The sequence below is a fragment of the Natrinema sp. CBA1119 genome, assembly GCF_002572525.1.
In the GTDB taxonomy this organism is placed as follows: Archaea; Halobacteriota; Halobacteria; order Halobacteriales; family Natrialbaceae; genus Natrinema.
The window spans coordinates 998215-1013600 of sequence record NZ_PDBS01000001.1; the positions used below are offsets into that span (position 1 = coordinate 998215).

Genomic DNA, 15386 nt, shown 5'->3' on the forward strand with positions numbered 1-15386 from the left:
CAACCGTCCCTTCCACCCGCACGCGGATGCGCACAAGTAACGCTGATGGGCTCTGAAGTCGTCCCGGCACGCTTTGAGTGCACGCGTTGGCGCCCTCAGGCGACGATCGGTGACTGTTGCAGAAATGAAACGGAATGAAATAGTATGTTTCCCATATGAATCGGTTTAATTGTAAAATATATAGGACGGCTACCGCACCGTAGAAATGTGTGCACAAAAACACGAGACGACGATTCTTGACGGGATGTGCAACGACTATCGCAGCCAGTGGCGTACTCGCGGGGTCAGGGAGTGCAGCTTCGACGACCGACGCGGGAGGTGAGCTCCCGCCGCAACCACCAGAGGCTGTGGCAGGCTGGTCCGCCGCTCGAGGCGGATACGGAAACACGGCCGCGGTCGGCTCCGACCACGGATTCGGCGACGGGTTCGATTTCGACGCGCTCGAGGTCGACTGGACGGCCGACGCCGGGGGATTGCCGGTCGTCGACGACGGTATCGTCTATCTCCCGGTGGAGGGGGCGGTGCACGCGCTCGATGCCGCCGACGGGTCACTCGAGTGGCGAAGCGAGGACGTCGGTGCCAGCGAACCGCCGACGGTCGCGTACGGGACCGTCTTCGTGAGCGGCGAGCGGGGCGTCACCGCGCTCGATGCCGCAAACGGGGACGTTCGATGGCAAACCTCGGTCTCTGACGCCGCCACCGATTCCGACGCTGACGAACCCGCCGTCTCGCCGCCGACGGTCGCGTTCGAGCGGGTCTATGTCTCCGCCGACGGCGGGCTGTCCGCGATCGACTGTGAGACCGGCGAGATCGACTGGCGTTGCGACTCGGTCACCGTGACCATCGGCGATCCCTGGGAAGAACAGAACGAAGTCGACCGAACGATCGAGGGGGGAGTGGCGGCCACCGACGAGTGCGTCTTCGTGCTCGCCGAAGCGGGAACGATCGTCGGTCTCGATCCGCTGACGGGCGAGCAGGGGCTGACGCTCGATACATATTATTATTACCTGTACGACCTCGTGGCGACCGACGAGCGGGTATTCGTTCGAACCGAGTCAGAGGAGGTCGTCGCCTACGATTCGACGACCGGCGAGCGCGAGGAGGGATGGAGCGGCGGGATCCGCCGACTCGCCGTCCGCGGGGAGACGCTGGTCTTCGTCACGGGATACGAACTCGTCGCAATCGACCTCGAGAGCGGCGACGAGCGGTGGTCCGTGGGGAAGTACTCGCACAGTATCGGCGATCCCGTGATCGCCTGCAACGCAGTCCTCGTCAGCTTCGGGTTACAGGGCGGTGAGTACGAAAACTCGCTCGTCGCGTTCGATCTCGACGACGGCAGCGAGCAGTGGATCTTCTCGCGAACGGAGAGCGCGTTCGTGGGAGGGGGGTGTGCGGTCGCCGGTAGAACGATCTACATCGACGATGGCGGGCTGACCACGATTCGCGCAAACGAGGGCGAACGCGACGAGGGAGACGAGGAAGCGGAGGGAGACACGGGAGACGACGAACGCAGTGAAACCGACGGTCCGAATTCGAACAGTACGGATGAGGTGCAGGCCGGATCGGACAACACCGAAGATGGCGGAGAGACCGATGTCCAGAACGAGAGTGACGACCCAGAAACCGACGGAGAACAGCGAACCCGATACATGCTACGGGCGATGTGGAGCTGGATATCGTAGCGAGGGAGTTCCCCTCGGCGAACCCGGCGGGGCCGAAGCCGCACCGATCGCGCCTCCGCTTCGGGAAGCGATCCGCAGTAGTTGACGGTGAGGAATGACGGGGGTCCGCACGTGCCGTTAGAACACTCGAGCCCGACTTCCTCGAGCCGGCGTACCCTCTCTCGAGGGTGAAACTGGGTGAGAGGAGTAAGCCCCCTTCTGTTCGGCCCGGCATTCGGCTGAGCGTCCGCGCCGTCCGCGGCGAGGCCGCGGGGTGTTCGGGCTACCACGGCGCGGACTTGCACCGGTGAGGATTCGCCGTTCCATCGATCCTCGGCCAGCAGTGGTGGTCGATCACGCCGAGCGTGATCCGCGGATTCAAACCGCGAGCGATATGCGGCCACGCGCGGCTCGCGGCTATCGCCGCTCGCCTCTCGGCGGTTCTCGCGCCAAAGGCGCTCCGAACCGCCCTCCCTCTGCGGGTCAACTCCCCTTCCTCTCGGTCGGGTTCGCACGCATCATCGGTCTGGCCGAGACGTGTCGTTTCTGTTCCAGAGCCAGCGGTCTCCCGCTCCGGACTTGCGTCCGGTCACCCGCCCGAACGGGTGGGGGGACTTTCCTCGCGAGCGTTGCGCGTCCCGGGGGGGACGGGCAACGTTAGAGCGTGATGCATCCCGAAGGGATGGATCACGTTGTGAGCGTGGACCGACTCGAGTCGCTCCACGTTATGAGCGTGGGGCGTCCCGGAGGGACGGCCCACGCCAGGTGGTCGCGCCGTCGCCGGCGGGACCATCGCGGCAGCCAGGCTCTCTCTCCCACCGTTTCTTGGGGCGTCGATCGAATAAGTCCCCCGGTTGAAGACACGAAAAGCGGCCCGTGACGAATGGAAGCGTTTTAGGACGACTATCCCCTTGTCCATCTGTATGTCCCAGGGACAGGGCGTCGACCTTTCCTACGAGGACGGTGCGCGCGCGGTCGAACTCGCGCGTGAATCCGTCGACTCCTACGTACGACACGGGCAGCGAGAACAACCAGGCAGCATGCGCGAGGCCTTCTACGAGCGGACCGGTGCGTTCGTCCGCCTCGAGTCGACCCGCGGCCGGGGGAGCCTGCGGGGCTGTGCGGGTGGCTACCACTCGGACGACCAGCTCGGCCACGTCATCGTGGACGCCGCGATCGAGGCCGCCAGCGAGGACTCCTGTGGCTCGGAGGTGAGCCCCTCAGAGCTCCCGAACCTGACGGTTTCGGTCTGTACCGTCAGGAACGTGTTGCTGACGGACGACCCGCTGGCCGATCTCGAGCTCGGCACCCACGGCGTTGCCATCGACGGCGGCGGCGAGGGCGGCTGGATGTATCCGACGGTGCCGGTCGAGAACGAGTGGAGCGCCCGCGAGTATCTCGATCGAACCTGCCGAAAAGCCAAGCTCTCGCCGGGCGCGTGGCAGAACGACGACGTCATCGTCACGCTGTTCGAAGGACAGGTCTTCCGCGAGCGGAAGGCCGACGGAAGCATCGAAGAACTGTAACGGACGACTCGGTTCTGTTATTTTCTCCGCCGAGCGATTGCCCTGTCACCAGGGCTGGCGGTGCTGTCAGTCGCTCATCAATCCGATCGCGACGGCTGATTCACGCAACCGATCGCGGCGATTGGTCGGGTCCTCGAGTATCCACTCGAGTAGACCGCTCGTTCAGCGATAGTCTGTGAAAGTCGTGCTCGAGTTCTGGGCCGGCCGATCGGCTACCGATCGACTGCGGGCGTCGACCGGTCGAAGCCGACTGCCTCGGCGTCGGCCAGACACCGCTCGCTGGCCGCCTCGAGGTTGAACTCCCGGACGATCTCGCCGTCCCGAATCAGCGGCTCGAACAGCGCCTCGCCCTCGTCGGGGCCGTCGCGGTCGGCCAGTGCGACGTGGTGGCCGCCATCGGCGGTCCGGTAGACTTCCTTGACGCCGGAGAGTTTGCCGCGTTTGGAGATGGGGTCGCCCTCTATTTCGACGATATCGAGACTGAAGTCGACCGAGTCGGCACCCGTGATGTGGCTGCCGACGCCGAAGCCGTCGGCGATGTCGCGCAGCGGGCGGATGGTTTCGGGCTTGAGGCCGCCGCTACAGAAGATGTCGACGTCCTCGTGACCGCGAGCGTCGAGTTCCCAGCGGACTTCGCGGATGATGTGCCGGAAGTCGCCGCGCCGGGAACTCGTGGTATCGATGCGAACGCCGTCGAGATCGTCGCCGAGCGTCTCGGCTGCCAGCAGGCTCTCGCTCTTCTCGTCCCAGAAGGTGTCGACCAGCGCGATCCGAGGCACCTCCTCGCCGACGGCTTCGTCGAACGCCGTCCACGCCTCGGCCTGGTTGCCCTCGCCGAAGCAGAACATGAGCGCGTGGGGCATCGTCCCGCCCGCCTCTCGACCCAGAATCTCGCCCGCCGCGACGTGGGAGAAGCCGTCGAGACCCGCGAGCAACGCGGCTCGCTCGACCGTCGTCGCGATCGAGGGATGGACGTGGCGCGCGCCGAAGGAGAGGACGAGCGACTCGGGAGCCGCCAGTCTGGCCTCGAGGGCGGCCGTCGCGAACCCGCTGGGCTGGGACAGAAAGCCAAGCAGCGAGGTCTCGAGTTCGGCGAACTCGAGGTAGGAACCCTCGATCCGGAGGACGGGGCCGCCGTCGAACAGCTGGCCGTCGGGAAGCGCATCGACGTCGACGCCGCGCCCCTCGAACAGCGTTGCCACGTCTTTCACGCCGGTGAAGACGTCGAATTCCCCCGTTGGGAACTGATCGGCGGTGACTTCGGCGACGACGCGGGGGTTCTTGTCCGCGTGCTCGAGCGTCGCCCGCGTGCGCTCGAAGTACGCATCAGTCGCGTCCCCCTCGAGAATCGCCGCCGCGGGGACGGTTCCGAACGGATTTGACATATCGCCGGTTTCCCGCGGGAGACAAAAAAGCTACCCGTCTGCCGGCGCGCGCGGCGTCTTCGGTGGCCCGTCCGGCGACGCCGATGCGGACCGTCGCGACGCGTCGACTGGAGTCGGTTCGGAGATGCCTGCTGGCTCGAGGGTCGCTGTGGGCTCGAGGGCGGCCCCAGACGTGCGTTGGGTCGAGCCAGATTCGGCGGGGTGAATCGCCTCGAGGTCGTCGACGGTCGGCGCGCCGACGATTTCGACCGTCTCGCCGGTGACGGAAATGCGATACGCCCCCTCGAAGGCCTCGCCCTCGGGGATCCGGTAGACACCGTTTCCAGCAGTGTCGACCCGGTCGGCCCCGCGGTTCGCGAGGAGCTGTCGGTACGCATCGCCGAACGCAGCCGCGTCGGCGCGGCTCTCCCAGGCGAGCCGCCAGACGTGGCCGGTCCGATCCGACTCGTCCGTCCGCTGGTAGACGCGGATGCTATCACCGGCCCAGCCGGCCGTCGCGGAATGGGAGTAGTTGTACTGCGAGCGCTCGGTCGCCCCTTCGGTGAGCGGGCGCTCGATCACGCCGTTCGCCCAGAGCGTCGCGAACAGCGTGGCCTCGCCGATCGTCTCCGTCCGGGCCTCGCCGTCTCCACCGTCCGTGATCGGCCGCCACTCGTCGCTCGAGCGGTCCGGGATCGAGACATCGACCGGCTCGGTGGCCGGATAGCGCTCCGGGTGGATCAGCTGGGCGGTGCTCCGGGGCGGCGCCTCGTGGGCGGCGTCGACGGCGTCCCAACCGCCGCGGTCGTGAAGGTCAGTAACAAACGGCGGCCCCTCCGCATACGGCACGTAGATCGAGAGGAAGAGCCCGGCGTTGAACGGGAGATCGGCGAGCGTTTCACCCCCGGTCGCCGGCGGCTGTACGGCTGGCAGACACTGCCACTCGTCCCCGCACCGACGATCGTACCGACCGGGAACGACGCTCGCCTCGCCCTCGAGCAGGCCGTTTTCGGCGCGGATCCCGTCGATCGTCTCGCTCTCGCGAGCGATACCGAAGTGCTGGTCTTGCAGCGCGTGGGTCAGCTCGTGGACCAGGATCCGCCGGTCGATCCGGATCTCGTCGGTGTCGTCGGTGATAATGACGATCCGGTCGTTCACGTAGTAACCCTGGATGGAATCCCCGTAGAGATCGTCGAACGCCCGGTTGACGTCCGTCTCGCCGTCGACGACGAACGCCCCGCGCCAGATCTCGTTGGCGAACGCCGACGCGTTTCCGGTCCCGTCCGATCGCCGGTCGCGGTACTCGGCGCGGCTCATCACCTCGAGGTCGACATCGCGGTCGTATTTCAGCCCGCGGACGACCTCGATCCGGGCCATCGAGCGGTGTTTCACGGCCTCGAGTTGCGCCTCGGTGAGGCCGTCGCTCGCGTCGAATTCGAAGACGTCGTCGTGGGCGTACTCGCCGACGTGCCCGAGTTCGCGGTCCGCGTCGAACCCGTCGGGGGAGCCGGGAAGTGCACAGCCCGAGAGCACGACCAGTGCGACGACGGTGAACAGTCGGCCTCGGTTCATTGGATCACTGTTCGGCGAGATCGTGAAAGCGCCGTCGATCGGGCGGCAGCGAAAATGCGGTGTCGGTCAGTTTCGAGGACGGTACGTGGCTCGTTCGGTCCCCCGGTCACTGTCAGCGGCGGCCGACGGCGAACCAGGCCGCCGATCCGAGCAGTGCGAGCCCGATCGCGCCCGCTGCGGCCGTCACACCGAACCCGGGAATGGGGTCGGGAGCAGCTTCGGGTGCCGCGCCGGCCTCGACGTTCGACAGCTCTGCGACCGACGGGGCGCGGACGATCGTCACCGTCGTTCCGTTTTGCTCGAGGTAGTACGCGCCGGCGTACCCGCCGTCGTCGATCACGAAGGTGTCCTGGCGATCGTCGACCGCCTCGGAACCGTGGTTGTCGAGTAGCCGGCGGTAGCCGTCGAGGAACTCCTCGGAGTCCCCGGCCGACTGCCACTTCGTTCGCCAGACGTAGCCGGCCTCTCCAGCCGCGGCGGCGAAGTCGGTCTCGTTGTCGATCTCGTCGCTGGTGTAGACGACCAGCTCGTCGCCGGCCCAGCCGTCGGTAGCGGAATGGTCGTAGTTGTAGCTTCCGTCCTCACTGCCGAAGAGTTCGCTAGCGCTGATCACCGACGATTGGCTCCCGTCCATCGCGTCGGCGGCGAACATCGCGACCATGCCCGCTTCGCCGACGGTGTCGTTCGCCACCTCGCCGTCGACGGTGAGCTGTCGCCAGCCGCCGCTCGAGCGGTCGGGGACCGAGACGTCGATCGGCTCGCGCTCGGAACCGGGGTGGATCACGGCCGAGGTCGTCGCGGGCGGGTCGTCGTAGGCCGCATTGACCGCCGACCAGCCTTCACCCTGCCGGCGCAGGTGGTCGACGTAGTCGGGGCCGTCGCTGTAGGGCTGATAGACGGCGAAGTAGATGCCCCAGTTGACGTCGAAGGTTCCGGCCTGTTCCCCGCCGCTGGGGCTGAGACAGTCCCACTCGGAGCCACACCGCGCCTCGTACTCGCGTTCGACCCAACTGGCGTCGCCTTCGGCCAGCCCGTTGCCGGCCAATTCCGCGTCCTGCGTCGAGCCGTGGAGCTGCGACAGGTTGAAACGCTGGTCCTGCAGCGCGTGGACGAGTTCGTGGCCGAGCGTCAACTCGTCCAGTTCGGGCGTCTCGGGGTTCTCGGAGACGATGACGATCTCGTCCGTTTCGGGGTCGTAGTAGCCCTTGACGGCACCGCCGTACACCGTCTCGGTCGCGTCGGCCGCCGCCGTCTCCCGATCGACCGTGAACAGCGCCTCGTAGCCGACGTTCTGCTCGAGTCGTTCGGCCGCGGTATAGTTCGCGAAGCGCTCCTCGTTGGTCTGCCGGTAGGTCTCGCGGGAGACGACGTCGACGGCGACCTCGTCCGCGAACGTCATGTTACGGATCGTCTCGACGCGGGCCATCGCTCGATAGAGAACGGGATCGAGTTCGTCCTCGGCGACGACCGCGTTCGACTGGCCGTCGACGGCCAACTCGTCGTCGTACCAGTAGCCCTCGACGTAGCCGACGGTGTCCTCGGTCGAGGGGTTCTCGGGACGGGCGTCCTGCGTCGCGGCCACCGCGCTCGAGGCCGTGGCCGACTCGAGGACCGACGGCCGATCGGTCGTCGCGGCGGCCGCCCCGTCGGGAGCCGCGGTGGTTGCGCCGTCCAAAGCCGCGGCGGACGCGCTATCGGACGCCGCAGCCGAACTGGTCGCCACCAGCGGGCCGGCGAGCCCGCCCGCCACCGTCATCACAGCGAGAACGACCGCGAGCAAAGCGACGGACGAGCATGTGCGCGTCGGTTGCATCTGAAGTGAGTAGCTATCCGTTAGAATGGCAGTGCAAAAAGCACGACGGTTGTACCGCTCGGAAACCGCGGCGAACGGTGGCGAACGGTGAGCGTTGACGGACGGTGACGAACGGTGAGCGGCGGCGGACGGCGAAAGCGGACGTCCCAAGCGTCGTGCGAGCGGCTCACCCGGATTCGGCCGACGCGGCCCGCCGACCGAGAAGCGCGCTCACGATCGCGACCGCGAGGGCGGCGAGCAGGGCGAGCGCTCGCCGGTGCATCGACGCCCGTAGCTGGTAGCTCCGATCGCGCGCCCGGTCGTCGAACGGCCCGTGTGCCCCGAAGTCCCCGGACAGCGGCTCGTGGAGGTTGTTCTCTCGGTCGGGATCGGTCGGCTCGTCGGTCAGCTGGGAGTCGTAGCCGCCGCTCGCGAGCATGTTGTCGAGCCGCCGCGGAATCAGGCGGTTGCCCAGAATCGCCTTCACCGTCGACCGGCCGACCCACAGCTCGTCCTTGCCGCGGTCGACGGTCCACGTGATCGCTCGAGCGGCGACCTCGGGCTGGTAGATCGGCGGCACCGGCTGGGGGTTCTTCGACATCCGGCTCTTCGACCACTCGAACTGCGGGGTGTTCATCGCGGGCATCTGCACCATCGAGAGCTGGACGTCGCAGTCGTCGTGGATGAGTTCCGTTCTGACTGATTCGGTGAATCCCTGGATCGCGTGTTTCGCACCGCAGTAAGCCGATTGCAGCGGGATGCCCCGATACGCCAGCGCGGAGCCGACCTGCACGATCGTCCCCTCGTCGCGGGGACGCATCCGCTCGAGCGCGACCTGTGTGCCGTGAACGTAACCCAGATACGTGACCTCGGTGACCCGCCGGTAGTCGTCGGCGGTCATCTCCGCGGCCGGCGAGAACACCGACACCATCGCATTGTTCACCCAGATATCGATCGGCCCGAACGCGTTCTCGACGGTCTCGGCCGCGGCGTCGACCGCGTCGAAATCGGAGACGTCCGTCGGAACGACGACCGCCTCGCCGCCCGCTTCCTCGACGTCTTCGCGCGCGCCCTCGAGGCCGTCCTCGCCTCTCGAGAGCAGGCCGATCTTCGCGCCGCGTTCGGCGAACGCACGAGCGGTGGCTCGTCCGACGCCGGCCGATGCGCCCGTGACGACGACGACTTCGGAGTCAGTGGGTTCGGACATGGTTAGCTACTGAGGGGGTTGAGTCGATCGAACGTTTGGAGGGTGGCGTACTCCTCCCAGCCGCCGTAGCGGTCCTCGAACGAACCGCGCGGGACGCTGAGCACCACGACGAGTGCGGCGGCGGCGACGGCATTGATCGCGGCGAGCGTCGGGACGCCGTCGAACAGCCAGGGGGCGACGGCAACCCACGCGGCCAGCGGGACGTTCAGGAACCGAATCGCGCGCGCGGGCTCGGCGGTCGCGATCACGGTGAAGGAGACGATCAGCGAGCCGACCAGGTGGCTGCTATCGGCCATGAGCCCCGTCGTCCCGAAGACGGTCGGCGAGAGCATGAGCCAGACGCCGAGCGCCATCGCGCCCAGCAGGGTCCACGGAATCGAGACGCCCCAGAACGGCTCGCTAACCGGCGAGTCGCCGATCGGTCGCTCCGAGGTCATGTCGACGCCCTCCTCGTCCTCGGAGATCGTCCCGCCCATCCAGAAGGCCGTCCAGAGGCTGTCGCCCTGGCGCATCAGCCGGACGACGTACTGTCCCATGGCGACGACCTCGTCGACGGTCAGCGAGATCATCCAGAGCATGCCAAAGGCCGAGAGGAGGCAGAGCGTACACCACGTCCCGACCATGATCGGCTGCATGATGACCAACAGTACCTGCGCGAAGCCCAGCGGGATGACGACGACGCCGAAGAAGGCGACCATCCACGGCATCGTCCGCCAGCGCCGGCGGTCGCCCATGAATCCCATCAGGGCCTCGACCGAGTAAGCGACCGCGCCGAGGCCGGCGTCCGAGACGGGGAACGCCTCCGAGACACGCGACGTCAGTATCGCCTGGGTTCCCGGATCGTACAGCGGGTCCCAGACACTCTCGATGTAGCCCAGTTGGAAGGCGGCCATGTACCACGAGGCGAAGAAGCCGAAGATCCCGAGCGCGATCAGCGGCGCGCGCTGGGCCCCCGTCGAGGGGTTGTACGACCAGCCCGGCGGGACGGTCGGCCCGTCCATCTCCGAGCGCATCACGATCAGTACCGAGAACGTGATCACCATGGTCCCCACGAGCGCGTTGTTGGCGTAGGCGGCGGCCGTCGGCGCCCAGAACGCGATCGGTGCGAACACCAGCCAGAGGCCCACGAATCCGTTGGCGTAGTTGGCGTAGCCGTTCTCGCGGTAGATCGTGATCCCCGCGAGTGTGATCAGGACGAGTCCGCTGACGATGCCGTTCCAGACCATCAGCGCGCTCCCATAGTCCAGTGCCGGCGTACTCGCGAGGAGCCAGATCCCGAGCGAGATGACGGCGTACTGGGGCCAGATCTCCTCCGTCGGATGTTTGAGCATCATGTCACCCGGCCGCATCGAGTCGCCGTCGTCCCCGTCTCCACTGGGATCGCCGTTTCCGTCTCCGCCGCCGTGTCCGTTTCCGTTCCCACCACCGCCGTCGGCCCGCGAACGTCGGTCTCGAGCGTCGGTCGTGACGGCGGTGTGTTCGTCGGTCGTGACGGCGGTGTGTTCGTCAGTCGCGTCGTGAGTGCTATCTTCTGTCATCAGTATCTCTCACTCGATTTCGTTCGTTCCGCGGACGATCTCGCCGCTCGAGGCGACGTCCTCGAGCGACTCGTTACGGCCCAGGGGTGCCGGCGACGCTGCGGCGCTGGAACCCACGTCGCTCGAGCCGGTCGAATCGGCCAGCGAGAGCGCGCTGTTGAGCAGGCCGATGTGACTGTACGCCTGCGGGTAGTTACCCCGCTGTTCGCCGCTCTCGGGATCGACCGCCTCGGCCAATAGCCCGAGCGGACTGGCGTACTCGAGGACGGACTCGAAGCGATCGCGGGCCTCCTCGGTTCGCCCCGCGAGCGCGAGCGCGGTGACGAGCCAGAACGAACAGACGAAGAACGGGCTGTCCTCGCCGGGGAGCCCGTCCTCGCCCTCGTACCGGCGGACGAGGCCGTCGTCGGTCGCCAGCCGGTCCAGCGTCGCGTCGATCGTCCCCTGCACGCGATCGTCGTCGGCCGGGAGGAAGCCGACGACCGGGATCAGCAGGTTCGCCGCGTCGAGCGTGTCGCCGTCGCCGAACGATCGCACGAAGCTGTTCGCCCCCTCGCTGAACCCGCGCTCGAGGATCGCCTCGCGGACATCGTCTCGGGCCGCCCGCCAGCGCTCGATCGGAGCCTCGACGCCGTTGGCCGCCTCGGCAAGCCTGATGCCGCGGTCGAGCGCCGTCCAGCACATGACCTTCGAGTAGACGAATCCCTCGTGGTCGGTCCGCATCTCCCAGATACCGGCGTCGGGCTCGTCCCAGCCCTCGCAGACGTAGTCGACGAGGTCGCGCACCACCGGCCAGTCGCCGGACCGCATCGGCTCGCCGTACCGAACGCTCTCGTAGATCGCGAGCACCAGCTCGCCGTAGATATCGAGCTGATGTTGGTTCCGAGCCGCGTTGCCGACGCGAACGGGAGCGGAGCCGCGGTATCCCTCGAGGTGGTCGAGGACGCGCTCCTCGAGGTCGCTCCCGCCGTGGAGGCCGTAGACCGGCGGCATCTCCGCCGGCTCGTGCCGGCTGCAGTGGTCGAGACACAGCTCGAAGTAGGACCGGGCCTCCTCGAGATGGCCCAGTTCGGCCAGCACCCGGACGGTGAAGGCCGAGTCGCGGATCCAGTTGAAGCGGTAATCCCAGTTGCGGACGCCACCGACGTCTTCGGGCAGCGAGGTCGTCGGTGCCGCACACACTGCGCCCGTTTCTCGGTGAATCAGGAGTTTGAGAACGAGCGACGAGCGGACCGCGAAGTCGTGCCACTGACCGCCGACGGGACAGTCCGTCTCGTCACAGTCGTGGACCCACGACCGCCAGTAATCGACCGTCTCGGCGAGCGTCTCCCGGTGCCGCGACGGCTCGAGGGGGATCTCCTCGCCGTAGCCCAGCACCAGCCAGCGCGTCTCGCCGTCCTCGAGCGTCGCCGTCGCGCTCGCCCCGTGGCCGTCGCTCGCGGGCTCGAAGGGAAGACCGCTCGAGAGAACGGCTCGCTCGTCATCGCCGGTCGCGACGACGCCGTCAGTGGTCAGTTCGATCTCGGGTACGTCTCGTGCGTACGCAAAGCGGGGATCGAACTCGATCTCGACCTCGAGCGGGCCGTCCTCGCACTCGAGTTTGCGGTAGATCGCGGGCGGCCAGTCGTCGGGCCCGATCGCCCGGTCATCGGATCCAACCGCCTCCGGGACGGGCATGAAGTCCGTCACCGTTGCGCTCCCGCCGGCGGTCCGAAACGTCGTCTCGAGGACGTTCGTCCGGTCGCGGTAGCGCTGGACGGACTCGAACGATTGGGTCGGTCGGACGGCGAAGTGGCCGCCGCGGTCGGCGTCGAGCACGGCGGCGAAGACGCTCGGCGACTCGACGTGCGGGAACGGACACCAGTCGATCGAGCCGTCGCGACCGACGAGGGCAACCGTGTTCCCGTCGCCGATCGCGCCGTACTCCTCGAGGCGTTTGTACTGCATGGGTATGTGGGTTCGATGGCGAATTGCCAGCGGACGGCACGTCCGTACTCGTCGGACGACCTTTCCTATTGGGCAGTCGCTCGAAGGGGGGCCGCGCTGCCGGCGACGTAGGCGTTATAGCCGGCGAAGCTCGCGACAACCGTCCCCGTCACGACGTCGTTCCAGAGCGCCGGCCCCTCGAGGCCGAAGACGAACGGCGCGACGACGAGCCAGCAGCCGAGGACCGCGACGAGCGCGGCACCCGTCTGACTCGTGGCTCGCCGTCTGGCCGCTCTGGTGTAGTTGTAGCCGGCGACGAGGACGATCGCCGTCCCGACGATGATGTCGTTCCAGCGATCGGCGGCCGGTGCACCGAAGACGAACGGTGCCGCGAGCAGCCAGCAGCCGAGGACGCTCGTGCCGGCGGCGGTCCACTTCGTCGTCAGGTCCATGATCCGGGAGTTCCGTCGGGAGGGAGTGGTCCTCTCTCGCGGTCGCGAATCGGGGTTCGGGCCGTCATACGGTCTGCTGTAACGATTCACCGGAGTAACCGCAGGACGATTCGCGGTTGCTCCGGAACTGACTGACAGCAGTCCGTCTCAGGCCGACGCCATGTTCCGGCAGGTCTCCGCACAGTCCCGGAGGACATCCGCACAGACCTGACAGTGCTCGGCGTCGTGTCGTTCGCACTCGTCTGCGCACTCCTCGCAGGCGTCGGCGGTGATCGCGGCGATGTCCGAACTGTAGCCGGAGTTGCGAGCCATGAACCGAGCGTGCATGGCAGTCAGATCGGCGACGTCTCGGCAGAGTCGGAGACACTCCGCCATCTCCTCGCCCTCGCCGGCGCACTCGTCGGCACACCACTCACAGGCCTGTGCGCACTCGAAACAGCTGTCGATACACTCCTGCATCTCCTCGTCCTCGCTGACGTGGTCGATCTGGGTCAGTGCCATTGCGATCGGTCGGTCGGCGACGATCGGCTTTGTTATCCACACCCCACGACGGACCGACCGAACGGTGAGGCGCGGTACCCGCAGCAAGGACCGCGGGACGGCCGATCGGTGAGGACCGATTCATGAACGATTACCGCCGGACGGTACGGGGTCCGTTCGCCGGCGAGTCGCCGGGGAAATCGCCGTTCGAGTCCGTAACTCGTGGGGAGTCGCGGCCCGCGTCGTCGCACCGATGAAAGCCCATGCCACAGTTTAACGACAGCCGGTGCCGTAGCCCGCGACATGACTCACTCCGTCGTTCACCTCCTCGGCGTCCCCTTCGCGATCATCGCGGGGACCGGGGCCGGAGTGTTCGCGTTGCTGTCCTGGGGCATCTTCCGGAACTCCCCGTTCGGGACGGCCATCGCTCTCCTCACGGTCGGAATGGTCGCGCTGACGATCTACCACACGACGCTGCTCGTCACCGGGCCGGAGCCGCTGGTCCTCCACGTGCTCCGGAGTGCGGCGAACACGAGTATCGCGATCTTTCTCGGACTGCTGATACTCCGCCATCGACAGCTCCACCGGAGCCGACCGGGGGGTGAGTCGTCGTGGACGGACTGACTCCCTTCGTCGGCTACAACCTCGCGATCGGGATCGTCGTCACCTGCGAGTTGCTGTACTTCTACTCGCTCGAGGCGTCGGTGACGGCGTACCGTCGGTTCGTGCTCGTCACCGTCGCCGGATTGATGCTGGCCGTGATCGGCGGGCCGGTCGCCGAACTGATCGCGCCGCCGCTGGTCCACTGGGTCCACGGGACCGCCGCGCTACTGGTCATCCTCGGTCTCTACGACCCCGTGACGAACGAGGTGCGGCGGACGGAGTGGGCGCGTACGCTGCTGAGCGAGCCGTCACGGATCCGGCGGCCCGCCGAGTGGATGACGCCGATGGACGACGAGATCCTCGCCGTCTTCCACAGCGCCGATCTCGTCCTGACGCCGTCGGTCGTCGCCTTTAACGCTGGATTCAGCCGAAAGGAAGTGAACCGTCGCCTGCTCGCGCTGGACGAGCACGGCCTCCTCGAGAAGGTCGAACGAGGGAAATACCAGTTGACGCGACGAGGCGAGCGGTATCTCCGGGGAGAACCTCGTGACGCCCCGACGGGCGACGAGGTGGACAACGAACCCAGCGTCCCCCGCTGAGGTCTCGGCGCGAACGTTTTTACGATCCCGTTCGTACCATCGCAGAGACATGCACCTCGAGCCAGACAGCACGGCGGTGGTGGTCGTCGACATGCAAAACGGGTTCTGTCATCCCGACGGCTCGCTGTACGCGCCGGGTAGCGAGGACGTCATCGAGCCGATCGCGGATTTCGTCGATCGGGCCCGCGAGAACGGGACGCAGGTGATCTTCACCCGCGACGTCCACCCGCCCGAACAGTTCGACGACGCCCACTACTACGACGAGTTCGAACAGTGGGGCGAACACGTCCTCGAGGGATCGTGGGAGGCCGAGATCGTCGACGAACTCTCCGTCGAGGACGGGGATCACGTCGTCGAGAAACACACCTACGACGCCTTCTACAACACCGAACTCGAGGGGTGGCTGAACGCCCGCACCATCGACGATCTGGTGATCTGTGGCACGCTCGCGAACGTCTGCGTGCTCCACACCGGCGGCAGCGCGGGGCTGCGGGACTTCCGGCCGATCATGCTCGAGGACTGTATCGGTGCGATCGAGGACGACCACCGCGAGTACGCGCTCGATCACGCCGCGTGGCTCTTCGGCGAGGTCGAACCGAGCGAGACCCTCGAGTTCGCCTGAGTCGCGCGTCGTCAGTCTCTCCAGTACCAGCTACAAGTCACTGC

General features: G+C 67.0%; 13 protein-coding genes and 1 other RNA gene. 5 read left to right on the top strand and 9 right to left on the bottom strand.

All coding sequences use genetic code 11. The annotated features are described in order from the left end of the window. Nucleotides 1-347: 347 nt before the first annotated feature. A complete protein-coding gene (locus CP556_RS04905) occupies nucleotides 348-1682 on the top strand; it encodes a PQQ-like beta-propeller repeat protein (protein ID WP_176548123.1) in 1335 nt (444 codons plus the stop codon). 175 nt (nucleotides 1683-1857) lie between these two features. Here CP556_RS04905 and rnpB read toward each other — a convergent pair. Further along, nucleotides 1858-2301: RNase P RNA component (gene rnpB, locus CP556_RS04910), an RNA gene on the bottom strand. 283 nt (nucleotides 2302-2584) lie between these two features. Between rnpB and CP556_RS04915 the strand changes: the two genes are divergently transcribed. After that, entirely contained in the window at nucleotides 2585-3187 is a 603-nt protein-coding gene (locus tag CP556_RS04915) for a TIGR00296 family protein (RefSeq protein ID WP_098724597.1), read from the top strand. Nucleotides 3188-3399: 212 nt separating this feature from the next. On the opposite strand, the gene CP556_RS04920 is transcribed toward CP556_RS04915, so the two are convergent. The 8 genes from CP556_RS04920 to CP556_RS04955 all read right to left on the bottom strand — a co-directional run bounded on the left by CP556_RS04920 (nucleotide 3400) and on the right by CP556_RS04955 (nucleotide 13539). Next, the gene (locus tag CP556_RS04920) at nucleotides 3400-4572 is read right to left on the bottom strand and encodes a nicotinate phosphoribosyltransferase (RefSeq protein ID WP_098724598.1); all 1173 of its coding nucleotides are present in this window, start codon (nucleotides 4570-4572) and stop codon (nucleotides 3400-3402) included. Between the two features lie 30 nt (nucleotides 4573-4602). Continuing rightward, nucleotides 4603-6123 (bottom strand): Hvo_1808 family surface protein, encoded by a 1521-nt coding sequence (locus CP556_RS04925; RefSeq protein WP_098724599.1) that lies wholly within the window; start codon nucleotides 6121-6123, stop codon nucleotides 4603-4605. A gap of 112 nt (nucleotides 6124-6235) precedes the next feature. Continuing rightward, nucleotides 6236-7936 carry an Hvo_1808 family surface protein gene (locus tag CP556_RS04930; protein ID WP_098724600.1) on the bottom strand — a complete coding sequence of 567 codons (1701 nt, stop codon included), beginning with the start codon at nucleotides 7934-7936 and terminating at the stop codon, nucleotides 6236-6238. 166 nt (nucleotides 7937-8102) lie between these two features. Further along, the gene (locus CP556_RS04935; protein WP_098724601.1) at nucleotides 8103-9122 is read right to left on the bottom strand and encodes an SDR family oxidoreductase; all 1020 of its coding nucleotides are present in this window, start codon (nucleotides 9120-9122) and stop codon (nucleotides 8103-8105) included. A 2-nt stretch (nucleotides 9123-9124) separates the two neighbouring features. Continuing rightward, the gene (locus CP556_RS04940) at nucleotides 9125-10660 is read right to left on the bottom strand and encodes a vitamin K epoxide reductase family protein (protein ID WP_098724602.1); all 1536 of its coding nucleotides are present in this window, start codon (nucleotides 10658-10660) and stop codon (nucleotides 9125-9127) included. Between the two features lie 9 nt (nucleotides 10661-10669). Further along, the gene (locus tag CP556_RS04945; RefSeq protein WP_098724603.1) at nucleotides 10670-12607 is read right to left on the bottom strand and encodes a glycoside hydrolase family 15 protein; all 1938 of its coding nucleotides are present in this window, start codon (nucleotides 12605-12607) and stop codon (nucleotides 10670-10672) included. A 65-nt stretch (nucleotides 12608-12672) separates the two neighbouring features. Continuing rightward, complete coding sequence (locus CP556_RS04950; RefSeq protein ID WP_098724604.1) at nucleotides 12673-13038, bottom strand: SPW repeat domain-containing protein; 366 nt, start codon at nucleotides 13036-13038, stop codon at nucleotides 12673-12675. A 147-nt stretch (nucleotides 13039-13185) separates the two neighbouring features. Then, entirely contained in the window at nucleotides 13186-13539 is a 354-nt protein-coding gene (locus CP556_RS04955; RefSeq protein ID WP_098724605.1) for a four-helix bundle copper-binding protein, read from the bottom strand. 282 nt (nucleotides 13540-13821) lie between these two features. Between CP556_RS04955 and CP556_RS04960 the strand changes: the two genes are divergently transcribed. From CP556_RS04960 to CP556_RS04970, 3 genes are read left to right on the top strand one after another with little or no spacing between them, the layout of a single operon-like run. Further along, nucleotides 13822-14142 (top strand): hypothetical protein, encoded by a 321-nt coding sequence (locus tag CP556_RS04960; protein WP_098724606.1) that lies wholly within the window; start codon nucleotides 13822-13824, stop codon nucleotides 14140-14142. Next, nucleotides 14130-14720 (top strand): hypothetical protein, encoded by a 591-nt coding sequence (locus CP556_RS04965; protein WP_098724607.1) that lies wholly within the window; start codon nucleotides 14130-14132, stop codon nucleotides 14718-14720. The genes CP556_RS04960 and CP556_RS04965 overlap by 13 nt, the downstream gene beginning before the upstream one ends. A 49-nt stretch (nucleotides 14721-14769) precedes the next feature. Then, nucleotides 14770-15342, top strand: coding sequence for a cysteine hydrolase family protein (locus tag CP556_RS04970; protein WP_098724608.1), 573 nt, complete (start codon nucleotides 14770-14772; stop codon nucleotides 15340-15342). Nucleotides 15343-15386: the final 44 nt, after the last annotated feature.

Excerpts from the sequence above, each read along its gene's own strand:
- CP556_RS04915 (WP_098724597.1), top strand. The coding sequence starts at position 2,585 with ATGTCCCAGGGACAGGGCGTCGACCTTTCCTACGAGGACGGTGCGCGC.
- CP556_RS04920 (WP_098724598.1), bottom strand. The coding sequence starts at position 4,572 with ATGTCAAATCCGTTCGGAACCGTCCCCGCGGCGGCGATTCTCGAGGGG.
- CP556_RS04925 (WP_098724599.1), bottom strand. The coding sequence starts at position 6,123 with ATGAACCGAGGCCGACTGTTCACCGTCGTCGCACTGGTCGTGCTCTCG.
- CP556_RS04930 (WP_098724600.1), bottom strand. The coding sequence starts at position 7,936 with ATGCAACCGACGCGCACATGCTCGTCCGTCGCTTTGCTCGCGGTCGTT.
- CP556_RS04935 (WP_098724601.1), bottom strand. The coding sequence starts at position 9,122 with ATGTCCGAACCCACTGACTCCGAAGTCGTCGTCGTCACGGGCGCATCG.
- CP556_RS04940 (WP_098724602.1), bottom strand. The coding sequence starts at position 10,660 with ATGACAGAAGATAGCACTCACGACGCGACTGACGAACACACCGCCGTC.
- CP556_RS04945 (WP_098724603.1), bottom strand. The coding sequence starts at position 12,607 with ATGCAGTACAAACGCCTCGAGGAGTACGGCGCGATCGGCGACGGGAAC.
- CP556_RS04950 (WP_098724604.1), bottom strand. The coding sequence starts at position 13,038 with ATGGACCTGACGACGAAGTGGACCGCCGCCGGCACGAGCGTCCTCGGC.
- CP556_RS04955 (WP_098724605.1), bottom strand. The coding sequence starts at position 13,539 with ATGGCACTGACCCAGATCGACCACGTCAGCGAGGACGAGGAGATGCAG.
- CP556_RS04960 (WP_098724606.1), top strand. The coding sequence starts at position 13,822 with ATGACTCACTCCGTCGTTCACCTCCTCGGCGTCCCCTTCGCGATCATC.
- CP556_RS04970 (WP_098724608.1), top strand. The coding sequence starts at position 14,770 with ATGCACCTCGAGCCAGACAGCACGGCGGTGGTGGTCGTCGACATGCAA.